Source organism: Salinimonas chungwhensis DSM 16280 (assembly GCF_000378185.1).
In the GTDB taxonomy this organism is placed as follows: domain Bacteria; phylum Pseudomonadota; class Gammaproteobacteria; order Enterobacterales; family Alteromonadaceae; genus Alteromonas; species Alteromonas chungwhensis.
Window position 1 is genome coordinate 703606 of the sequence record NZ_KB899376.1, and the last position, 21290, is coordinate 724895.

The window sequence follows — 21290 nt, forward strand, 5'->3', positions numbered from 1 at the left end:
CACAGACAAAAACGGCAACCTTATGGCTGCCGTTTGAAGTTACGTGAGTTTACCAGATTTAGTAGAAGTCGTAAGACAATCTCACGCCTACAGTACGTGGACGATTAGTCACAACTTTAGGCGTAAACTGCTGGGTATCAATGTTTAAAATAGCGCTTTCGTCGAATACGTTATCGACGTATAGCTCTGCTTTCCATTCATCGTTAGTGACACCCACTGCAACATTTGCCAGGAAGTAAGATTCCTGAACATAACGGCCGCCACGGAATGTTTCACCATTTCGGTCAGCATAGGTAACACCCTCGTAAACAGCCGCTTCTTCCTGAATTTCCAGACCAGAACCAGTACCGTAAATAAGTTGTGTTGCATCCTCAACAACATAGGCATCCATGACCATGCCGGCTAAACGATCGCCTGTGTAGCTTACCGAACCATTTACATAACCACGACGACCTTCTTCCATTTCAAAGAAATAGCGAGCATTTATGTTACCTGAGAAGTTAGCAGAATAAGGCAGCTCAGCGCCTACACCGGCAGAGATACCCTGCAATTCTTCATTAATGCTGACCAGCTCAGTATCCAGCACACTAAACGCCGCATTTATCACTAAATCATCGGTCGCCAGCCATGTTACATCAGCGTCTAACCCTTTAATTTCGGCATCGCCCACGTTATCGGTAAAGACCAGAAATGAGATATTTGTGGGGTCAAAGCGAGATGTTTGCAAGTCACTGATTTCAGAATAGAATGCGGTTGCATTCACGCGCAAGATTCCATCAAGGAAATCACCTTTGAGACCTAGCTCGTAATTATCCAGCGTATCGGTCAGTGAATAAACCGGAATGCGGAAGTTCTCGAACCTGCCGGTTTGGCTGGAGGCCAGACCGCCACCAACCCGGTTGGTTACCGGCGGACGGAAACCTTCTGAGTAATTAGCGAACAACAACACATCATCGTTCACTTTCCAATCCAGCGCAAATTTGAAGATAGTATCATCAACGGTCAGGACGCCATCGCTGCCTAAATCATCTACGATCAATTGGCCGCTATCGATGGCTGCAAGTACAGCCTCGGGGTCTTCGTTTACGGCTGTAAGTTCATCCGGATTTTGGCTTCCAAATGCTTTAACGCGACGAGATACATCGACGGTAGTGGTCGACCCTTTATACTCATCATCAATTTGATACCAACGGGCACCCACACTGGCCGTCAGCGATTCTGTCAATTCGTATTCAAACTGACCGAAGACTGCGATTTGCTCGATAGTATGGGTAATATCGTTAACAAAGCCAACTTCGCTGGGGAACGGACCACCATCGGAATTGATGCCCTCAGTGCCCAAAAGTTCGCGCGCCATGTCAGGATATAATTCTGTATTAGGAATTTTAAACTGACCCACTGTGGCCACTTCCTGATCATCATAAAACAGACCAGCAGTTACCTGCCATGGCGTATCCATGGTGGTGTTAAAGCGTAGTTCGTGGGTAGAACGTGTAGTGGTAGTATCTTCACGATAAAACTTGGTTGGATCCAGACAGCGCTCATCTTCAGCCGCGACACCCTCGCCGTAGCTACATACGTAAAAGGCCGAGAACAAACCACCATTGGTATAACCGGTGTAATCGGCAAGCGTATCGATTTCACGATCCAGATAGCCACCGGTATAAACCATGTCCAGCTTGTCCATACGCCCTTCCAGGGTCCAGGTAGTCAAACCAAATTCATCTTTGTTTTCTTCAGGTTGAAAACGATTGGTTGAACTTTCGCCGTCCAGGTTAGGGTCGTAAGAAAATACGCCCTCAGTGTCCAACGTTTGCTGAGTATGCTGGATCAGCAGGTCCCAGCGGTCATTGAAGATGTAGGAAAGACCAACCCGGGCGCCTGAATAAATTGCGTCGTTAAAGTCTTCCTCGACCAGAGAATCATTTTTCGGCGACACCACCGATGCATCAGTAGAGCTAACGCCGTCGCTATTTACGCGGTTAGCATCCATAGCAGCCGGGTCAGACAGAACCCCGCCTGAAATTCGGCTTATTACCTGTGCACTACCAATATAACCGCCTTCACCTGGCTCATTTAATACATTATCAATCCAGCCACCCTGACGATCATTGTAGGCGGCAACCCGAACTGCCAGCTTGTCGGTCAGTGGCAGGTTAAAAAACGCTTCAACAGCATTGCTCATCTCACCGCCTTTGGTGAAACCGATATTAGTATCTACCCCGGCAGAAAAACCGCTGTGATCAGGTTTGTTGGTAATCATTCGTACCGTACCCGCCTGAGAGCTGGCCCCGAAAAGGGTACCCTGAGGTCCTGGTAATACTTCAATTCGGCTGATATCAGTTGCGTAAATATCCAAGTTTCGGCCGGCCATTGATACCGGTTGCTCGTCCAGGTAAAAAGCGACGGAAGGTTGCAGTGCCTGAACTGATGAAAGCATTATATTGGATTGGGTGGTCGCCGCGCCGCGAATATAAATTTCGTTCTGACCCGGGCCGGTGCCCTGAAATGTTACGTTGGGCAGAAACTCTACATAATCCTGAAAACTGTCGATACCACGGTTTTCGAGCGCTTCGCCGTTAAGCGCTGTAACAGCAACAGGTACATCCTGAATTGACTCAGTACGTTTGGTTGCGGTGACTTCGATGGTTTCGATTTTTGCATTTTTGCTCTCTTCCTGTGCCATCACTGGCGAAGAGGCCAATGCTGCCAGAATGGCGCAGCTTAGCTGTGTTTTTTTCATGGCTGGTGTGTTTCCCATATTAACGTTAATTTTTAGATTTAACTAAGAGTAAGTTGATTAGAGCGGATACAGCGTTCTAGTAATCAGCAACGTTTTTAATTGTTCTTCTAGCAGTTTTTTCACTGCCGTTCGCTGATTTTCCCTTTGATTTACCACTATTTGGCCTGATTTGATAAAAAAAATCAAATAGAACTCTAATTATTACGACAAAAGTTTAAATCGAATGCACCATAACGTATATTAGAACGTAATTACGTCTACCATCGTTTCTCTCCTGAAACGTCAACCAAAAGAAGGATATAGAAGTGAGCAGTGAAGACGCTAACGACAGCCCGCTAAATAAAAGAGTTTTTATCTCTTCTTCACTTGTAATACTCGCCCTCATGATTTTCGCGGCCTCTGGGCCCGAGCGTGCTGGCAGGATATTTCAAAGCGCCCAGGACAGTATTGTAGCTAACGGTAGTTGGTTTTACGTAATGACTGTGGCATTGATATTGATATTTGTGGTTTTTCTTGGTGTATCAAGATTTGGAGAGTTACGGCTCGGTCCTGATCACGCAAAACCAGAATTTTCTCTTCCTACCTGGATTTCCATGCTGTTTGCTGCAGGCATGGGCATCGGCCTGATGTTTTTCGGCGTAGCCGAGCCCATCATGCATTATCAGAACCCGCCCTCAGCCGAACCCGGTACCATTGAAGCAGTTCGCGAGGCGATGAAAACCACTTTCTTCCATTGGGGTCTGCATGCCTGGGGAATCTATGCGATGGTGGCCTTGGTGTTGGGTTACTTTGCATTTCGGCATAACCTGCCACTTACTTTAAGGTCTGCGCTGCATCCACTAATTGGCGATAAAATCTATGGCTGGATAGGTGATGTGGTGGATATTTTTGCCGTTACCTCGACGATTTTTGGTGTATCAACCTCGCTGGGTCTGGGCGCTGCACAAATTAATGCTGGTCTGAATTATATTCTTGGTCTGCCTAATACCAATGAAGTTCAGATAGGTATCATGGCATTTGTCATACTCATGGCGATTGTGTCCGTGGCAACTGGCCTGGAAAAGGGGATTCGCCGTTTATCAGAGACCAACATGGTGCTGGCCCTGTTGCTCCTCGTATTCATATTTGTGCTTGGTCCTACAGTCTTCCTGCTACAGGCGTATCTGCAGAACACCGGCGCGTATTTATCGGATATCGTTCGCAACACGTTAAATCTTTTTGCCTATGAAAAAACTGACTGGATTGGTGGCTGGACCATCTTCTACTGGGGGTGGTGGTTAGCCTGGGCTCCATTTGTCGGTTTGTTCATTGCCCGGGTGTCCTATGGCCGGACCATCCGCGAGTTTATCTTCGGTGTGCTGTTCATTCCAACGTTGTTCACCTTATTGTGGATGACCATATTCGGTAATACAGCCATTGATATGGTTTTCACAGATGGACTGACTAACCTGGCTACGATGGTGGATGAAGACTCCTCAGTGGCATTATTTGTCTTCCTTGAGAACTTCCCGATGTCATCGGTGTTGAGTGTCCTGGCTGTACTAATGATCATCATTTTCTTCGTCACCAGCTGTGACTCAGGGTCGATGGTAGTAGATATGCTCTGCTCTCATGGCCGTAACGATACCCCCATCTGGCAGCGTATTTACTGGGCTGTTGCGGTAGGTGTAGTTGCCTCCGTGTTACTTTATGCTGGTGGTCTTAATGCACTGCAAACTATGACCATTATTTCCGCGTTACCGTTTTCAGCTATATTGCTGGTCGCTATGTACGGACTGTTAAAAGCACTGCGTCTTGACGGCTATAAACGTGAAAGCTTACAAATTACAGCGATGCAGCCACCCACCACGGGCGGCGACAGAAACTGGCAGGAGCGTCTGGAAAATATTACTAACTTCCCGGATGAGAAAACTGTCAGAAGATTTATGCAAAAGGTAATCGGACCGGCAGTAAAAGAGGTTAAACAAGAGTTTGAAACACAAGGATTTGAAGTTGAACTGCTGGATGAAAATGATTCCTTACGTATGACCGTGAAAATGACGGGCGAAACGGACTTTATTTATGGCGTCTATCTCACCCACGAAGATCACCCGGAATTTGTGCCTGCAGAAGGTAGCGAAATGAAACTTCGCGATCAAACCTACTGTCGTGCGGAAGTACATCTGGGAGAAGGTGGTCAAAACTATGATATTATGGGCTGGTCAAAATTGGCAATTATCAACGACATTGTTGACCACTATCATAAACATCAGCATTTCTTACACTTGATGTGAGAATCAATATAGGAGCAACAGGAATAGTGCATGCGTAGAGAAGAAGAATTATTGGTAGCACTTCGGCGCGTGATTCGTGCAGTTGATTTGCGTAGCAAACAACTGAGTAAGGATGTGGGCCTGACCGGCCCACAACTTATGGTCATGCAAAATATTGAGGCTAACCCGGGTGTGATGGTGCGCGAGATCGCAGATAGTATTAATCTGAGCCCCGCTACCATTACCAACATTCTTGACCGGCTTGAATCCCGGGGGTTAGCCCAACGTATTCGCAGCACTAAGGATAAGCGTAAAGTAAGTGTAAATTTAACGGCGCAGGGACACGAAGCACTGGAATATGCCCCGCGCCCTCTTCAAGAGCACTTTATTGAGCGTTTCAATCAATTAAAGGAATGGGAACAAAGTCAGATGGTGGCTACAATGCAACGGATTGCCACCATGATGGATGCAGAAAAAATTGATGCTTCTCCTTTCTTGGAAGTAGGCAGTATTTCAGACAAGCATCTATAATATTTAGTTGGTTGGTTTAACCTGATTGGGTCGCCCACCGGTGACCTTATCAGCCCTTCCCTCTTCTTTTGCTTTTTCAGCGCGACGCTTTCTGACCTCTTTAGGGTCGGCAATTAGCGGCCGGTAAATCTCAATACGATCGCCATCGCTTACCGTAGTATCCAGCTTAACTACCTTGCTCCAGATACCCACCTTAAATCTGTCTAAATCGATATCGGGATAAAGCTGATCAATTTTAGAGGCATCAATGACTTCCTTTACGGTTGCCCCCTCACTGATAGCTACCTCGATGATAGATTGTTTATCAGGTAACGCATAAGCCACTTCAGTATTTATTACCCGTGTCATTTAATACACCTGCTTGGCACGTTCAGTAAATGCTTTTACCATACTGGCCGCAAGCGCATTGAAAATTTTGCCAAACGCCATCTCAGTCAGTTTGTTGGTAAATTCAAACTCAAGGTTGAGCTCGATTTTGCAGGCTTCATCTGACAACGGTGAAAATGTCCAGCCACCAGTGAGCCGCTTAAACGGGCCTTCGACCAGTTGCATGTGAATATGACGTGCAGGGTCAAGAGTATTTTTTGTGGTAAACCACTGCCTTACCCCTGCTTTGGCAACCAGCAACGAGGCTTTCATCATATCGCCTTCACGCGCCACCACTTTGCTGTCCTTGCAGCCGGGCAAAAACTCAGGGTATGCGTCCACATCGTTGACCAAATCATACATCGCTTTAGCGCTGTAGTTTACCAGTGCACTTCGTTGAATCGTCGGCATCAATACTTCACTAACAATATTAATAGGATAACCTAGTTTATCATGAGATAAATCGCTTACCTACACTTTCGCCGCGCATAAAAGTGGTGCATCATCCTTTGAATTTTAAGCATTTTGCCCCATATATCAGACACAGACGTAGAAAGCTCTTTATTCGGGTTTGGATAAGTAAAGACAACAGGAACGCAATCAGTATAATGGCGGGCATGAAAAAGAATAAAGCAAACACCAGCGGCACTATCGCGCTGAACAAAAAAGCACGGCATGAATTCTACCTGGAAGACAAATTTGAAGCCGGTTTGTCATTGCAGGGTTGGGAAATCAAAAGCATCCGTGAAGGCAAAGTTAATATCACCGACAGCTATGTGATCATACAAAACGGAGAGGCCTATCTGGTGGGTGGTAGAATAACACCGCTGCAGCAGGCCTCTACCCACGTAATCTGTGCTCCGGAACGAGCACGCAAGCTTCTGCTTAACAAACGTGAGCTTGACAGATTAATGGGCGCCCGGGACAGGCAAGGTTATTCTATAGTTGCCACTGCGATGTACTGGAAGAAATGCTGGGTGAAGTTAGAAATTTATCTGGCGAAGGGCAAGCAGACTAAGGATAAGCGCGACACCGTAAAAGAACGTGATTGGCAGCGCCAGAAAGAGCGCGTTATGAAGCATAGCGTGTAATATCAGCTGTTACGATTGATGAGCGCTCTGTAGCGCCGTGTCATTTTTGCCCTGTGAACAGCATCGAGGATCAGACTCCAGAGTTGCGAAGGCTGGCGCAGAGGCGATAAGTCATTGCCCAGCCTTCTCAATTGCCTTCTGACCATAGACATGGTTATCAGACTAGCCAAAGTTTTATCTGACAAGCTACTGGTTAGCATGACCCCTCTGTATTCAGGGTTTTCCTGCCATTTTTTCACCAGATCCGGTGTGGTGGCCAGTGCACTTGCCATGCCGACCAAATCACACCCGGATTCAGTCACTTGTCTGGCCACAGGTAACCGGCTGATTCCACCGGTTGTCATTACGGGCATGCCTGCAACTTTAGCAATCTCAGCGGCAAACTGCGCAAAGTACGCTTCAGACTGTAGCGTTTGAGAATCTTCTACCCGCCCTTGCATGGCGGGCATTTCATAACTTCCACCAGAGATTTCCACTACATCTACACCGAGCTTATTAAGGTGAGCAACGACCTCTCTGGCTTCATCCTGCGACATACCACCACGTTGAAAATCAGCAGCATTCAGCTTTACCCAGACAGAAAAGTCATTACCGCATTTTGCCCTGACTTCACTGACAATATTAATCAGCAAACGGGCCCTGTTGGCCAGACTCCCACCCCACTGATCTGTGCGCTGATTCACCAGCGGTGATAAAAACTGCGACAACAGGTAACCATGTGCTGCATGTATTTCAACACCATCGAAACCTGCTTCCCGGGCTCTTAACGCGGTGGTGACGAATTGTCGAATAATTGTGTAAATTTGCTCACAGGTGGCTGCATGGGCCTGAGCAAACTGTTTTGTATAGCGTCCTAGCTTCAGATTGACTGCCGACGGAGCGATAGCGTGTTCATTAACGGCTTTAAACACCTGGCGACCAGGGTGATTGATTTGCATAATGGCCAAAGCACCGCCAGAACGTATTATTTTTGCCCAATTTTTAAATGGTTCTATTGGGCTGGTCTCATCCAGCACTACCCCGCCCGGTCCAGTCATGGCTGTTTTATCAACCATCACATTACCGGTGATAATCGCACCTAACCCGCCATGCGCCCAATAGCGGTATAGCGAAAAAAGATTGTGATCGGGCAGCAAATCGGCCCCAGACATATTTTCTTCCATCGCTGCTTTTACAATTCGATTTGGCAGAACTTTACGGCAAGGAAGAGTCAGCGGTGTGAACAATGTCTGGTCTGAATACATAATTATACTAGTTGGACTGAAATGCTCGTTTACTTTATCCGTAAACAGCAACAAATGCATCACTGCGCAAACTATTTTATATCTCAGCATTGATCTTCAGCCATTTGTTACCATATATATCTGGAGTTATTCACCGGTACACGGCAAACGGTGCTTTAAACGCTTGAATTTTAAGCGCTCAAAAGTTTATCCCGCTTGTGGTAAGAGCATATTGAAGGTAGAATGACATTTCGCTGGTGGCATCAGATTATAATTACTGATGTACAGCGACACGCTTCAGGGGCTGATTAGGATTCGACAGGATCTAGGACGCTGGAGGTGCATGCAGAGGTGCGGATTGCCTCTTAAAAAATCCGCTTTAAATAGTCGCAAACGACGAAAACTACGCACTAGCCGCTTAATAACCGGTATAGGCCCTTCCACCACAGCTTTGTTTGCTAGCGTGGATTCGGAAGGTCATATAAGCAAACTAGCGAGGGAAACTCTCCTGAGGTTGAACCGCGAAATAGTATCAGGACCGCTACCAAGAACCCTGTTTGTCGGGGTCTGAAGTAGTTAAACAAAAGACAAACTAAGCATGTAGTACCAAAAGTAGACATTTTCTGGACGCGGGTTCAAATCCCGCCAGCTCCACCACACATGAAAGGCTCGCCATCTGGCGGGCCTTTTTTGTGTCTTGAGTTCGTTGAGTTTGAAGGCGCGTAGCGGGTTCACAGATTGTCAGGAACAACCTATATCGCCGACAGGCGCCCATGGGGGCTGCGCCAGGCATGGCGCTGAAGACAACCCCGCAAGCTCCACTTGTTAAAATACCCCTGGGTTGTCAGACATGGTTTTTATTTGTATGGGGTTCAGAATCAGGAAATCGGAACAGTGGTGGGCAGATGTCTGATCGGATTTAGCAAAACACTGCAAGCACCGCACACGATTGATATAAATTAATGTGGGCCTGTAAGCAGCAGCTTCGTAAGTGCTCTGTCGGACTATATGTGAGGTCAGCACACCACCGCCAGGCCAACCTCAAATCACCCTTTTCAACCCTGTTATATGATAGGCTTTGAAGCTTCACACATATTCAAAAAGAACAGATCAAATTATGCAAAAGTTTGCGTCCACGTTTTCACTCACCTCTTTAACTCTCATGCTCTTGTTAAATAGTGCATATAGTATGGCGCAGCAGAATGTAAACTTTTGGAACGGCAATAAGACAGAATCCAGACAGCAGTATGAACGCAATATTCTCAAAGCAGCACTGGAAGCGTCGACACAAGCCCATGGTGATTACACCCTTAGCGAAGATAAAAGCGAGCTTTCGTCTGATGAAGAGTCGGCTGTTTTTCGTGATACCAATACTGATTTGTTTGTTACCGTAGCCGGTAATCCGAAACTTAAACACGAAGAAAAGATAATTGTTACTCATCCGCTTATGAAGGGCCTGTTGGGTTATCGGTTAATAATCGTGCGTCATCACGATTTAGAAAAATTTGCAGCGATTCGAAAACAAGGCGCGCTCAAAAAACTTAGCGTGGGGATCCCTGAGGGCTGGGCTGATGCCGATCTTTTCAGACATAACGGTTTTAGCGTTGTCGAAGGAGGCTCTTTTGATGAGATCTTTGACTTGCTGGCAGCAAAAAAGTTTGACTACGTTTCCCTGGGAGCCAATGAAATTGAAGATGTATTTAAAAATCGCGCTGAAGATAGTGGCATGTTCAACATCGAACCCACCATACTGTTGTATTATCCGTTTGCGCTAGTTTTTTATATTGACCCGGAAAAGCCCGAATTAGCCGAAAGGTTGCGTGATGGCTTAGAAGCTATTGAGAGAAATGGGCACGCACAACGACTTTTTGAACGAGCAACGGGCAATTTAATAGAGCGTCTGGAATTACGAAGCCGTAAAGTTTTTCGCCTGGAAAACCCGATGCTTCCCCCGCAAATGCGGGAATATCGTTCGACGTTACTGAATCAGTCAGTCGACTAATCAACGTACGGTCAACAGCGTTGCTACCCTACCATTGCACCTGCACATAGCTTGCAGGTGCAACAACTACAATGTCGCGTCAGTCGTGGTGTTTATCAGTTTTACCCATGCCCTGCTGACGGTATTTGTAAATTTCCTGCACATCTATTTTGTCCATCCCCAGACGAATTACCAGCGTTTCAGAAATTTTATCTTGAATAGCTTGCCGGTTGGGCTCCCAGAAAATCTGCGCAAAGCCAAGCAGTCCTGTAGCAAAGCCAGCGCCATAGCCACCATAGCGCCCGAAGCTTTGCCACATAGTCATAGGCGTACCGTCCAGCTTAATAACCTTAAGACCAAATAGCCACTTGCCTGGCGTCTGGCCATTCATCCAACAGGTAACGACGGTAAAATAAAATGCGGCCCAGCCAAACCCAACCCCCAAATCCTCCAGTAAGCCTCTAAACCAGGCAAGTAAGCTGGGTGTGCCATTTTCATTTACCGGGACATTGAATTTACTCATGAACTCAGCTGTATCAGTCTCTGAGGACGGTGCTTCGATGGCTTGGGACAGAGCATTTTCACTCGGTAGAGCCTCAATGCTCTGTAATGAATTCTTAAAGGGGTTAAGCAGTGTTTGAATTTGCTCCGCGCTAAGTGAGCGTTGCATGGCGAGCCGAAGATTACCGGCTAATTCTGCAGCCGCATCTGATGGCAACCTGACATCGTCGATATCATCTGTAATACCCATTAGGTAGTCTTGCCAACAGTTATAAGCTTCACAGCGCTGCTGCGCAATATCGTCCTCAAGCTGTTCGACCTCTGATGGCATACTCAGTAAGATTGAAACAATCACAATTGCTTGTGAGCCTTCAGGGCTATTAACGTCGGTTTCAGTATCAGGACCATCGGGTTTATTTATACCGTCAAAAAACGCGATCAAAATACCAAATAGCAAGAAAGCTGCGATAGCTTTCATTATCTTGCGCGACCATCCGAACCGGGGGGAAGCGCCGTTCTTTTTTCCTGCCCGCCAGAAGAAGATAACAGCCACCAACGCCAGTAAAATTGATGGCAAATGTGTGAGCATAACGACCAAAAATAGATCCACCAGCAAAGCCCAGCCGCGCCTGAACGGTCTGGCCAGCCGCGTGCCGATGATATTATCAGACACGCCGAATTCGTAAGGGGTCACGACATCGCGAATTTGCTTGTCGGTCATCAGCTGACCATGACTTTGTAAAACTGTATTGTGCTTTTCCATGCTGTTTTGTCTTTAAGCGAAGCCGCTATTTGTTCATTCTCTTTGCATTCAGTTATTGACCAGGCAAAATGTGCGATTCCGTATCAGCGCAGTTGATATTTTGCTGCCCTTTGGCGAATTCACCAGTGCACTGCAGGATTGTTCTCAACAAGCCAAATATAGCCGAATCATGCGATGCAATGCACGAGAATAGACTTTGCGCCAAGGAACAACATCTTAATCCCGAACAATTCCGATATGTTAGCCTCGTTTATTCATTGTTTACTACTATTTTAATAACCATAGAAAGATAGATGGGCAAAGCCTGGATGTTCATTCTTCAACCTATAACTCTTACCAAAACAATATCGAGGCTGTATTTATTGGTAAGATGTCTGTATCGGCCATTTTTCCTTTAGCCCGTTGGTCTTATAGTGAGTAAAAATCCGCCATTACCAATATTAATGGTTTCCCGGTATGCTTTGCTAAGGTGAGGATACAATCAAAACAGATTTTATAAATTTTTTATGCCTTTTTACTATAATTAATGGTGTGCATCAGCAAGTGTCAGCATAGACAAATTATTTTGCTGCCAGAGTTAGCAAAAGGGAATCGTTCATCGCTTGCTGTCATACTCTTTTAGCAAAGGCTTATTTATTTAGCAAAGGCTTATTTATGATGTACCTGAGGTGCTTGCAGGTATTATCTTGTAACACTACCGACACTTAATTTATAAGGATAAAAATTATGGGTGGTCAAAATAGTTCAGCGCATTTAACCTCATTCACCAAGCTTCTTCTGCTGTTAGTTATAACAGTCATGGCAGGGTGTGCATCACGTCCGCGCGGTGAGTTATTTACTGAATCTGCAATTCAGGTAGATCCTCAGAAGGCGCAGGTAGTGATCTATCATAATCAATCTTTGGGCTCCGGGTTTTCATTTCTAATGTCTGATGGCAATCAGGATTTAGCTGTTTTGTCTTACATGTCCTTTATGGCTTTGGATGCCCAACCCGGGCCACTTGAGATCTTTTCAGATGCAAGGGTGACTAAACTGATTCTTCCTCCGCTGAGTCCGCTGACAGCACCATTAACTGCCATAGGAGTCGCGGCTGATGCTAACACCAATAAAAAAGTCGATATGAAAAATATTGCGACGTTGAAGGTACGGGCTGGTGAACAATATTTTTATAAATTAAAGATCGAAAAAAAGGCGTTCCACTTTGAAGACGCTACCGCCACACTTGTTGCTGTTGATAAAAAAATTGCTTTACAGGATCTGAAAAAAACCAGGCAAGCTCTGCTTCCCAGTACATAATTTGAATCCGGTGTTTGTTTCAGTTTGACCGGAAGGTAAAGGAAAAAAAGAGCGATGGCTTGAATGTCATCGCTCTATAGCGCGCCGGCAATCTCAAAGCCGCCACATCAAAAACCACGTAATTATCCTGTTGACGCCTTAAGTGTCCAGGTCGGCGGTTTTCTTATAGGACACTCTCATCCCTTCTATTGCACATCCGTTGTCTGAGCTGTTGATATCGGCATAGCGAGCTGCACGCGCATCAAATACAAATTTCCAGACCTGCTTTTCGCTACGATGAGACGCCCGCGCATTGTGCTTTCGTTGACGGCACATTTGTTGAGTGAGACGTCGTAAGTTCGCGTCACTCAGCAAGCTAGTCATATCTGTTTTCAATCGGCCCTGACTGGTCGGTCCCTCGTCACTGTCACTGTTACTGTCAGGCGACATATTAATCTGATTATCTGTAATTTTTAGCGGTGTACCCTGGGGATAATAGCTGTATATAAAGCCGTGGCTGGTATCAGCCTTCACCTTCACCACCCCATGCTCACCCTCAACGCTTGCGCCCGGGCCATTCTTCGTGTGGTCGATTATCAACGCTGTGGTCTCATCCACCCCATACCCGAAATGCTGACCGCTATCACGGATCAGCACATGTAACCGCAAAGTTCGATCTCTCTCACTAAAATGCGTATCCATGATCCCCGCGTTGACACGCCCTAACCCACCTTCAGGATGGTAGGTCAGTGCATCTGGGTGATATTCGTTTTGGCACTCTTGCTGACAACGCTGGCTCGGCGGTGTTCCGGCAAATGCGCCGTTTGTCAGTGCCTCCACAGCAGATCCGTTGGATACTATGGGTACCTTTCCATAAACGTTCTCGCCACCGCTTTGTATGGCGGTTCCGGCACTGGTCCCAGCTATCACGGGTCGTTGTCGCAAAGTCTCGGTCCAGGGATAAGGCTCCCCATTTTTATTAAACAGGACTTTCCGGATCAGGCTTTGATCGCCACCATTGAACATTATTGTTGTAGCGCTACTGATATGATTAACAATGCCCGAAATACCGGCTTCACACAAAAGCGCTTCCTGCTGTGTTCTTACTGGATATACGTGCTCTCGGGCGAACGTGTTGTGACGCTGTCGGTAAATATCAAGTTTGGCGCAGTCATTTTGCGTCGACGCTTCCGCCAGTGCAGGCGTTAATGGAAGCCACTGTGTCTCAGTCCTTTCAAAAGTAAACAGTTGTTCATAGAAGTCTACTGATTCGTACGGATCACGGCTTGCTGCTGTAACCACCAAAAGGCGCGGAATTGCCTTACCAGGCCCCTGCCCGGCACGCTCTGTGAGTTGTCTGATACGCTCAACAATCCTTAAAGCCGCAGCTGAGCGATTCTGTTCAACTGCGACAACCTCTGCACTTTGTGGTATCTCTAGACTATCCAACAAGGCGTAATAAACACTGTCACTAAGCTGATCACTATATGGCTTGCCGGCCTCATCCCAGGCTGCTAACAGCGCCCTTTTGGTCAACCCGGTCTGTGGACTGATAGCTAATTGCGAAATTCGCCTGACGACTATTTGCAGATGAGGTAAATGGGGATCGGTTTGACGTAAAAACTGTACCGCCTTTTCAAGACGTTTTATTGCCGCGTTGTCGATTTTATACAGTGGCGATTTTTTGCCTTGTGGTACCGCGCCTGTTTGACAGTTTTTGGCTGATAACGAACTACAGGTATGCAATGCGCCACCAATCATTACTGTTACATCGGAGGCCTTACAGCTGAGCGAAAAAATACATAGAAATAATATTAAAAGAGCAGAACGTGCGTGCTTATCACTGCAACTTGCAGAGATCTTATCTATAAATAGCGACATAAGCTGTGAGCCTTTTTCAGCAATATTGAAGTAAATTTATTGTTGCCAACCCCATTTTGGGGTGATATAACGAAAAAGACTTGAAGCAAAATTAAGCTAACCCCAGCGGTTCGGTTTGTCAAAATAAATCCAATTACAGCGTGAAAAATGTTAAAAAAAGCACCTCGCCTTTCAACATATTTTTACTCGCCCCACTACCTGTCGGAGTGGTTTGACGAGTAGGCCACTACCGGTTCTTCCAACAACCGGTAGATTTGCTCGTATGCCGATCTCCCTTTCAATTCGTTTCTAATAATTATAACAACAGGCCAGCAGTGTCATTGTGCTATGGGCAACTGACTGCGTCTATTTGAAAAATCCAGGTAAAAACTATGTTTAACAAACTCACAGTCGCCACTGCGGTATCCGCAGCACTGGGCTTCCATGTAGCCGCTCAGGAAAATAGTAATGAAATAACTACGCAGAAAGTGAACACTCAACAGGAGCAACAGGTTGAACGTATTGATGTGACTGGTAGCCGCATCAAGGGTGTTGATCTTGAAGGTACTCAGCCTTTGACCGTATTGGATGAGGATTTCATAAAACGTTCCGGCGCCAACAGTATTTACGACTTACTTCGAGATGTTGCCCAGTTACGTGGCGGTACAGGAACGTTTTCAACAGCGCAAAGTGGCAGTTTATCAAACTCAACACCAGCCGGTCAGTCGGCGGCAAGCCTGCGTGGTATGGGCCCGTCTTCCACCCTGACACTTGTCAACGGTCGACGTATCGCACCCAGTTCCTTTGCCGCTGGTACTGAAAACTTTGTTGATGTAAATTCTATTCCGCTGGGGGCCATTAAACGTATTGAAATTCTGGCAACTGGTGCTTCTGCGGTGTATGGCGCTGACGCGGTAGCCGGTGTTATCAATTATATTCTCAAAGATGATTTTGAGGGTTTCGAGCTTGATGCGAGTTACGGCAACAGCTTTCACAGCTCTGATGAAAGCCGGGCACAAATTAATGTGCTTTACGGTACAGAACTGGGTAACGGCAATCTGACAGTATTTGCCGATTATTTTGATCGCGCCGCCTTTCGGGCGATTGATCGGGACTACACCCGTGACCCCGTTCTGCAAAGCAGTTACTCTTATTTACCAAAGCTTGAAAACGCGCCCAACATCTATTATTTCTCACAGCAGGACTTACTCGAACTTCCCGCGCCAAATTGTAAAACACCATTGGTTACCACGGAGTTTGGTGAAGAAATCTGTGCTTACTATGGTAATCAGGATGACTATCTGGATACGCCGTTTGAAAGTGTTTCTGCCGGTGCCACTTACACTCATCAGTTTGACAGTCTAACCTGGAAAACGGATGTATTTTTTAGTCAGACAGAGTCCACAGCCTATTCTTCACCATCCCCGATAAATCGTCTTGATGACAGTGATGGCCCATTTGTGCTTGAAGATGCGCTCTTCATGTTTGATCAGCCAGATGGCTCAAATTTTTATCTCGATCAGATGTATATCGACCCGTTTGATTCGGTGGCCGGCCGTGAAGTATTTGGTTTTGGCTTTGATGCCCGCTTTACTAACCCGCGCACAGTAGGTATCGAAACCACAAATTACCGGCTGGTTAGCGAACTTTCCGGCGATATTGGTCAGTGGTACTGGGAGTCCGGTATAACCGTTTCCCGCTCTGAGTCCGAACAGGAAGTTGTTGCGGGGATCTACAATCGCTACAAGTTTCACGCGGCATTGACCGGAGAGCTTTGTCAGGATGGTAGTATTGCCAGCTACGACGGCGATATGTTGACTTGTGCGCAAGGTGCACCCCGCCCGTTTTTTAACCCTTTTTTGCTCAATGATGCACAAAATGATGCAACTCTGGCGCTTACCGAAGCTTTTCCAACCCGAGATGGAGAAAGCGCGGTGTATGCCTGGGATGCCAATATCAACGGTGATTTGTTCACTTGGGAGGCTGGTACTGTCAGCGCTGCGTTTGGGCTTGAGATGCGACGGGAAGAGTTATCAGACATCCCTTCTATGAATTCCAGGGCTCGCGCTGAAAATAATTACCTGGTGGATGTATTTGGATTTGGCTCTAGTGTGGCTGAAGCAGATCGCACTCAATGGGGCGCATTTGCAGAATTTTTTATCCCTGTTCATGACACGTTCGAAGTTCAGCTAGCCGGTCGCTACGATCATTTTGATGATTTTGGCGGTACCTTCAACCCGAAAGTAGGCTTCACATTTCGTCCGATTGACAGTGTCATTTTCAGAGGCTCCTGGTCGACATCATTTCGCGCACCCTCGCTTACACAGGCTGGTATAGAGCTTCGTACCACTACATCAACATTTGATTGTGCGGTAAATCAGGCAGTCGCAGACCTTTACTGCATGGGTGATGGCACAGAAGTAACGGTAAATACACTGGAGCTGGGTAATGACGCGCTGCGTGCTGAAGAATCAGAAGCCATTAGCATCGGATTTGGCTGGAGTCCGGGCGAAAATACGAATCTGACAGTGGATTACTGGCAATTTGATCACGAAGACGTAATTGATACCAACATGACAGCGGTACTGGATCGCGCGCTTACCGATTCATCTTTGCGGCACTGCGGCCTGGTACCTACCGACGCTCAGGGGATCGCGTACGAGCAGGAAGTCTGCGATGTTACGGATGCGGCCGGTTTGACTATTGAACAATCCGGGGCAGATCTTGGGCAAATACTTGATGCTTACATTGCAGAATTTAATCCACGTGAAAATGAGCTTTTCCTGCCCCTATCCAGAGATCATGTCATTCCGTTAGAGAACACCGGCACCCAGGAGCTAAGTGGCTTCGATGTTAAATTTGATCATCGTTTTGAAATGGACATCGCCGATATCATTTTGCGCGCTGATGCGACGCATTACATCAAGTATGAAAGAAACCGTCCTGGCTCAGACAGCATTGAGTCCCTGGCCGGTACTTACCGTTACCCGGAAAATGTTGCAACGTTCTCGATTACCTGGAGTGCTGAAGATTACTATGTGCGTCTCAATGCCAATTATACCGACAGTTATCTTGACGATATCGAAGGCTTGCGAGGCCGTGAAATTGATGAGCTTATCGAGCTTGGGGCTATCGCAGAGGCTAATGATACGCGCCAGATTGACGACTGGCTTACCTGGGATTTGTCGGCAGGTGTGGATATCAGTAAGGCTCTGACGATACGTGCAAACATCGACAATATCACTGATGAAGTGCCGCCTCGGGCGTATGCTTCAGCCAGAGGCTTTGATGCGATCAATCATGACGCACTAGGTGCAATTTACCGGGTTGGTTTAACCTATCGCTTTTAGCGATGGCGTTAACCGCCATCACGGTTGTCATCTTGCCGGGCGAACCTACTTGGCGCCCGGCATCTCAGGAAGTCATTCATGTCATCTCAGATGAAGTCTCACACTTTTCCCAGCGCCAGCGTTATTTTGCTCTCGGTGGCTATTATTGCCTATTTGAGCGCATTTCTGGTAACGCCCGGCTTTTTCGACATTGCTGATGAGAATCAGGATGTAGGGTTAAGCCAGTTTGTATACGCCAATGATAAAGGTGGCGCCCGGCTCTTTGGTGAGCAGGGTAATATTGGTTTGCTCAATGTACTATTTGAAGGAATGGTAGCGGGCAATAAATTTGGTGCCACCATTGGTGTTGCTGCCTTTATTCTCATTACTGGTGGTGCGTTTGGTGTGCTGATGCACACCGGTGCCATTAATCGTGGTGTACTTGCTCTGGTAGCGCGAACCCAACGATTTGAAAGTCTCTTCCTGCCGCTGTTATTTATTTGTTTTTCTCTGGGCGGTGCAATTTTTGGAATGGGCGAAGAAGCCATTGCTTTTTGCATTGTACTATTGCCCGTCATGCGCCAGTTGGGATACAACGCGCAGGTGACTGTACTGGTAACTTACGTTGCAACGCAGATTGGCTTTGCCACATCGTGGATGAACCCATTTAGCATTGCGATAGCTCAATCCATCGCCGATATTCCGGTATTTTCAGGCGCTTCGGTGCGTATTGCCGCATGGCTATGCTTTACCGCCGCGGGGTTAATTTTCCTGCTTCGATATGCCGCAAAAACCCGTGCGGAAAAAGCCCCGCCAGAACATCCGATGGCTCACCGCCTCGTCCTGACAGATAAGCTGATACTGATGTCTTTTATAACGGTTATAGGCTGGGTTATATGGGGAGTTATTGTTCGTCAGTATTATATTCCTGAGCTTGCGGCGCAATTCTTTACGCTGGGTGTTGTAGTGGCAATAATCGCCAGAGTCGGTCAGGGCACCAGCTTTAGTCAAAGCGCCGATAAATTTGTTGACGGCGCACAGGAGTTGCTACCAGCCGCATTACTTGTGGCTCTGGCCAAAGGTATCGTCTTACTGCTGGGAGGCAACGATCTGCAGGCACCTTCGGTGTTAAATACTGTGCTTTTTCATTGTGCCGCGGCATTGTCTTCGGCCCCTGACTTACTTACCGCCTGGGGAATGTTTGCGTTTCAAAGCCTGTTCAATTTTTTCGTGGCTTCTGGTTCTGGGCAAGCCGCCATCACCATGCCAATTATGGCACCGCTGGGCGATCTACTTAATATCAGCCGCCAAACAGTCGTGCTTGCGTTTCAGCTTGGTGATGGACTGACCAACATTATTATTCCCACCTCAGCCAGCCTGATTGGTTGCCTTGGCGTCGTCAAACTGGACTGGGCTAACTGGGTTGCCACTATCTGGCGTTTTCAGTTGTGTCTTTTCGCGCTTGCCAGTTGTTTTGTCGTAGGCGCTCACCTTTTCAATTACTCTTAAATAATGGTTTCTATGTTAACACTTATTAAAAATGCCGATGTTTACTCACCGCAGCCTTTAGGGCAGCAGGACATGCTAATTGCCGGCCAGCACATACTATCCATCGCCCCGTCAATCGAACTAAATACCAATGTTGCTGTGACATGCATTGATGCCTCAGGATGTATTATCACGCCGGGATTTGTAGACTCGCTGGTACATGTTTGTGGCGGCGGCGGCGAAGACGGGTTTGCCAGCCGCACACCCGAGATGCAACTGACCGATGCAACCTTATCAGGCATTACCACAGTAGTCGGTGCGCTGGGCACTGATTCAATAGCCAGAACGCATTCGAATCTGGTTGCTAAAACAAAAGGCCTAAGAGAAGAGGGGCTTAATGCCTACTGTTACACCGGCTCGTATCATTTCCCGGCCCCTACTCTCACCCAGTCTTTAGAAAATGACATTATGTTTGTCGACGAAATAATTGGGGTGGGCGAAGTCGCCATCAGCGATCACCGCAGCTCTCAGCCGTGCGCTCAACGTCTTGCTGAACTGGCATCCCATGCTCGCGTCGCCGGCATGCTGAGCAAAAAACGTGCGCCAGTCAGTATCCATGTCGGCCCTGCAGATACCCATCTTGCACTGCTTCACGAGGTAGCTGAAAATTATGATGTTCCACTGAATCGTTTTTATCCAACGCACATTAACCGAAACCGCGCGCTACTTGATGCAGGAATCCGTTTTGCTGCCGGTGGCGGCACCATTGATTTTACTACCAGTACCACAGAGTATGATCTTGCGCACGGCGAGTACGCAGCGGCGGCAGCCCTGGCTTACGCATTAAACGCCAACACCGATCCCACTCGGCTTACCATGAGTTCAGATGGCCACGCTAGCTTACCGGTGTTTGATGATAGTAATAACCTTATCGGACTGGAAGTGGGACGGGAAGTCTCGTTGCTCGATGCTTTTGTGGATGCAGTTAAAAAATATGGTGTGCCGCTGGAGCATGCATTGATGTCAGTGACGTCAAATCCAGCAGATGTGTTGGGAATTAAAAAAGGCCAGCTTGCTGCAGGCGCTGATGCAGATTTGCTGATTTTAGACAGCCAGCGTCTTCGCCCCATACATGTTTTCAGCCGTGGTCAGCACATGGTAGAAGAAGGAAAAGCGATTATAACCGGTCGGTTTGAATAACGATACCTCGCCATCGTTGTCGATCTGCTGCAATACCGCTACCAAAAGAACCATATACGCACATTACAAGTAGTTAATATGCAGCACTTAACGAAGGTATAGCGGTAATGAGTCACGAAAATATAATGGATTTGCTGGATACGCTGGTAGAAGATACAAACGATGAAGTTACGGTAGATGATGTCGTGGCCAACTTCAAGGAAAGAGGATTCGGCCCCCTCATTCTGATACCGGCGCTTATTGCATTATTACCCACAGGCGCTATTCCCGGTGTTCCCACCGTTTGCGGTATTACACTTTTTCTGGTCTGTATACAGATCGCCGGTGGCAGGAGTCATCCCTGGCTGCCTGCTCGTTTAAGAAACCGTTCTATCTCTCACGATAAACTGGTCAAAGCAGCCGATAAAGCCCGGCCCTATGTGAAAAAGCTGGAATCTCTGTTTCATCCAAGATTTACGAAACTGACCGAGTCACCGGCAAAAAACGTCGTTGCTTTTTACTGCGGCGTTGTTGCTCTGTGCATGATTCCATTAGAAGCGATGCCCTTTGCCGCTGCGCTACCTGCGTTTGCGTTATGTATTACCGCCATTGGTATTACTAACTGTGATGGTCTGGTTATGACCATTGGCCTTGTCCTTCAGGCGAGTACGGGTATCTTACTTTTTCAGGTAATAGGCATGCTTTGAT

Annotated in this window: 15 protein-coding genes and 1 other RNA gene; 10 read left to right on the forward strand and 6 right to left on the reverse strand. The window is 47.0% G+C overall.

Features of this window, described 5'->3' with window-relative positions; genetic code table 11:
* Positions 1-58 precede the first annotated feature (58 nt).
* Positions 59-2743: a TonB-dependent receptor gene (locus F458_RS0103235; protein ID WP_018981941.1), complete on the reverse strand. Its 2685-nt coding sequence runs from the start codon at positions 2741-2743 to the stop codon at positions 59-61.
* 305 nt (positions 2744-3048) lie between these two features.
* Between F458_RS0103235 and F458_RS0103240 the strand changes: the two genes are divergently transcribed.
* Positions 3049-5016 carry a BCCT family transporter gene (locus F458_RS0103240; RefSeq protein ID WP_018981942.1) on the forward strand — a complete coding sequence of 656 codons (1968 nt, stop codon included), beginning with the start codon at positions 3049-3051 and terminating at the stop codon, positions 5014-5016.
* A gap of 30 nt (positions 5017-5046) precedes the next feature.
* Positions 5047-5526, forward strand: a complete 480-nt coding sequence (locus F458_RS0103245) for a MarR family winged helix-turn-helix transcriptional regulator (protein ID WP_018981943.1) — start codon at positions 5047-5049, stop codon at positions 5524-5526.
* Between the two features lie 3 nt (positions 5527-5529).
* Here F458_RS0103245 and F458_RS0103250 read toward each other — a convergent pair whose 3' ends face one another.
* Both F458_RS0103250 and F458_RS0103255 read right to left on the reverse strand, forming a co-directional pair.
* Entirely contained in the window at positions 5530-5874 is a 345-nt protein-coding gene (locus F458_RS0103250) for an RnfH family protein (RefSeq protein WP_018981944.1), read from the reverse strand.
* Positions 5875-6303 carry a type II toxin-antitoxin system RatA family toxin gene (locus F458_RS0103255; RefSeq protein ID WP_018981945.1) on the reverse strand — a complete coding sequence of 143 codons (429 nt, stop codon included), beginning with the start codon at positions 6301-6303 and terminating at the stop codon, positions 5875-5877.
* Between the two features lie 206 nt (positions 6304-6509).
* Between F458_RS0103255 and smpB the strand changes: the two genes are divergently transcribed.
* The gene (gene smpB, locus F458_RS0103260) at positions 6510-6983 is read left to right on the forward strand and encodes an SsrA-binding protein SmpB (protein WP_040610079.1); all 474 of its coding nucleotides are present in this window, start codon (positions 6510-6512) and stop codon (positions 6981-6983) included.
* A 2-nt stretch (positions 6984-6985) separates the two neighbouring features.
* On the opposite strand, the gene F458_RS0103265 is transcribed toward smpB, so the two are convergent.
* Positions 6986-8227 (reverse strand): NADH:flavin oxidoreductase/NADH oxidase family protein, encoded by a 1242-nt coding sequence (locus F458_RS0103265; protein ID WP_026294453.1) that lies wholly within the window; start codon positions 8225-8227, stop codon positions 6986-6988.
* 279 nt (positions 8228-8506) lie between these two features.
* On the opposite strand from F458_RS0103265, the gene ssrA reads away from it, so the two are divergent.
* Positions 8507-8863: a transfer-messenger RNA gene (gene ssrA / locus F458_RS20370) on the forward strand.
* Between the two features lie 460 nt (positions 8864-9323).
* Positions 9324-10208, forward strand: coding sequence for a type 2 periplasmic-binding domain-containing protein (locus F458_RS0103275; RefSeq protein WP_156824149.1), 885 nt, complete (start codon positions 9324-9326; stop codon positions 10206-10208).
* Between the two features lie 79 nt (positions 10209-10287).
* Here the strand turns inward: F458_RS0103275 and F458_RS0103280 are convergent, their stop codons facing one another.
* A complete protein-coding gene (locus F458_RS0103280; RefSeq protein ID WP_018981950.1) occupies positions 10288-11451 on the reverse strand; it encodes an RDD family protein in 1164 nt (387 codons plus the stop codon).
* Between the two features lie 726 nt (positions 11452-12177).
* On the opposite strand from F458_RS0103280, the gene F458_RS0103285 reads away from it, so the two are divergent.
* Positions 12178-12747 (forward strand): hypothetical protein, encoded by a 570-nt coding sequence (locus tag F458_RS0103285; RefSeq protein WP_018981951.1) that lies wholly within the window; start codon positions 12178-12180, stop codon positions 12745-12747.
* A 138-nt stretch (positions 12748-12885) separates the two neighbouring features.
* Here the strand turns inward: F458_RS0103285 and F458_RS0103290 are convergent, their stop codons facing one another.
* Positions 12886-14487 (reverse strand): cyanophycinase, encoded by a 1602-nt coding sequence (locus F458_RS0103290; protein ID WP_156824150.1) that lies wholly within the window; start codon positions 14485-14487, stop codon positions 12886-12888.
* Between the two features lie 491 nt (positions 14488-14978).
* Between F458_RS0103290 and F458_RS0103295 the strand changes: the two genes are divergently transcribed.
* The 4 genes from F458_RS0103295 to F458_RS0103310 all read left to right on the forward strand — a co-directional run bounded on the left by F458_RS0103295 (position 14979) and on the right by F458_RS0103310 (position 21289).
* A complete protein-coding gene (locus F458_RS0103295) occupies positions 14979-17936 on the forward strand; it encodes a TonB-dependent receptor domain-containing protein (RefSeq protein WP_018981953.1) in 2958 nt (985 codons plus the stop codon).
* Positions 17937-18014: 78 nt separating this feature from the next.
* Positions 18015-19424 (forward strand): putative basic amino acid antiporter YfcC, encoded by a 1410-nt coding sequence (yfcC, locus tag F458_RS0103300; protein WP_018981954.1) that lies wholly within the window; start codon positions 18015-18017, stop codon positions 19422-19424.
* A 12-nt stretch (positions 19425-19436) separates the two neighbouring features.
* The gene (iadA, locus tag F458_RS0103305; RefSeq protein WP_026294455.1) at positions 19437-20603 is read left to right on the forward strand and encodes a beta-aspartyl-peptidase; all 1167 of its coding nucleotides are present in this window, start codon (positions 19437-19439) and stop codon (positions 20601-20603) included.
* A gap of 107 nt (positions 20604-20710) precedes the next feature.
* The gene (locus F458_RS0103310) at positions 20711-21289 is read left to right on the forward strand and encodes an exopolysaccharide biosynthesis protein (protein ID WP_018981956.1); all 579 of its coding nucleotides are present in this window, start codon (positions 20711-20713) and stop codon (positions 21287-21289) included.
* Position 21290 lies beyond the last annotated feature (1 nt).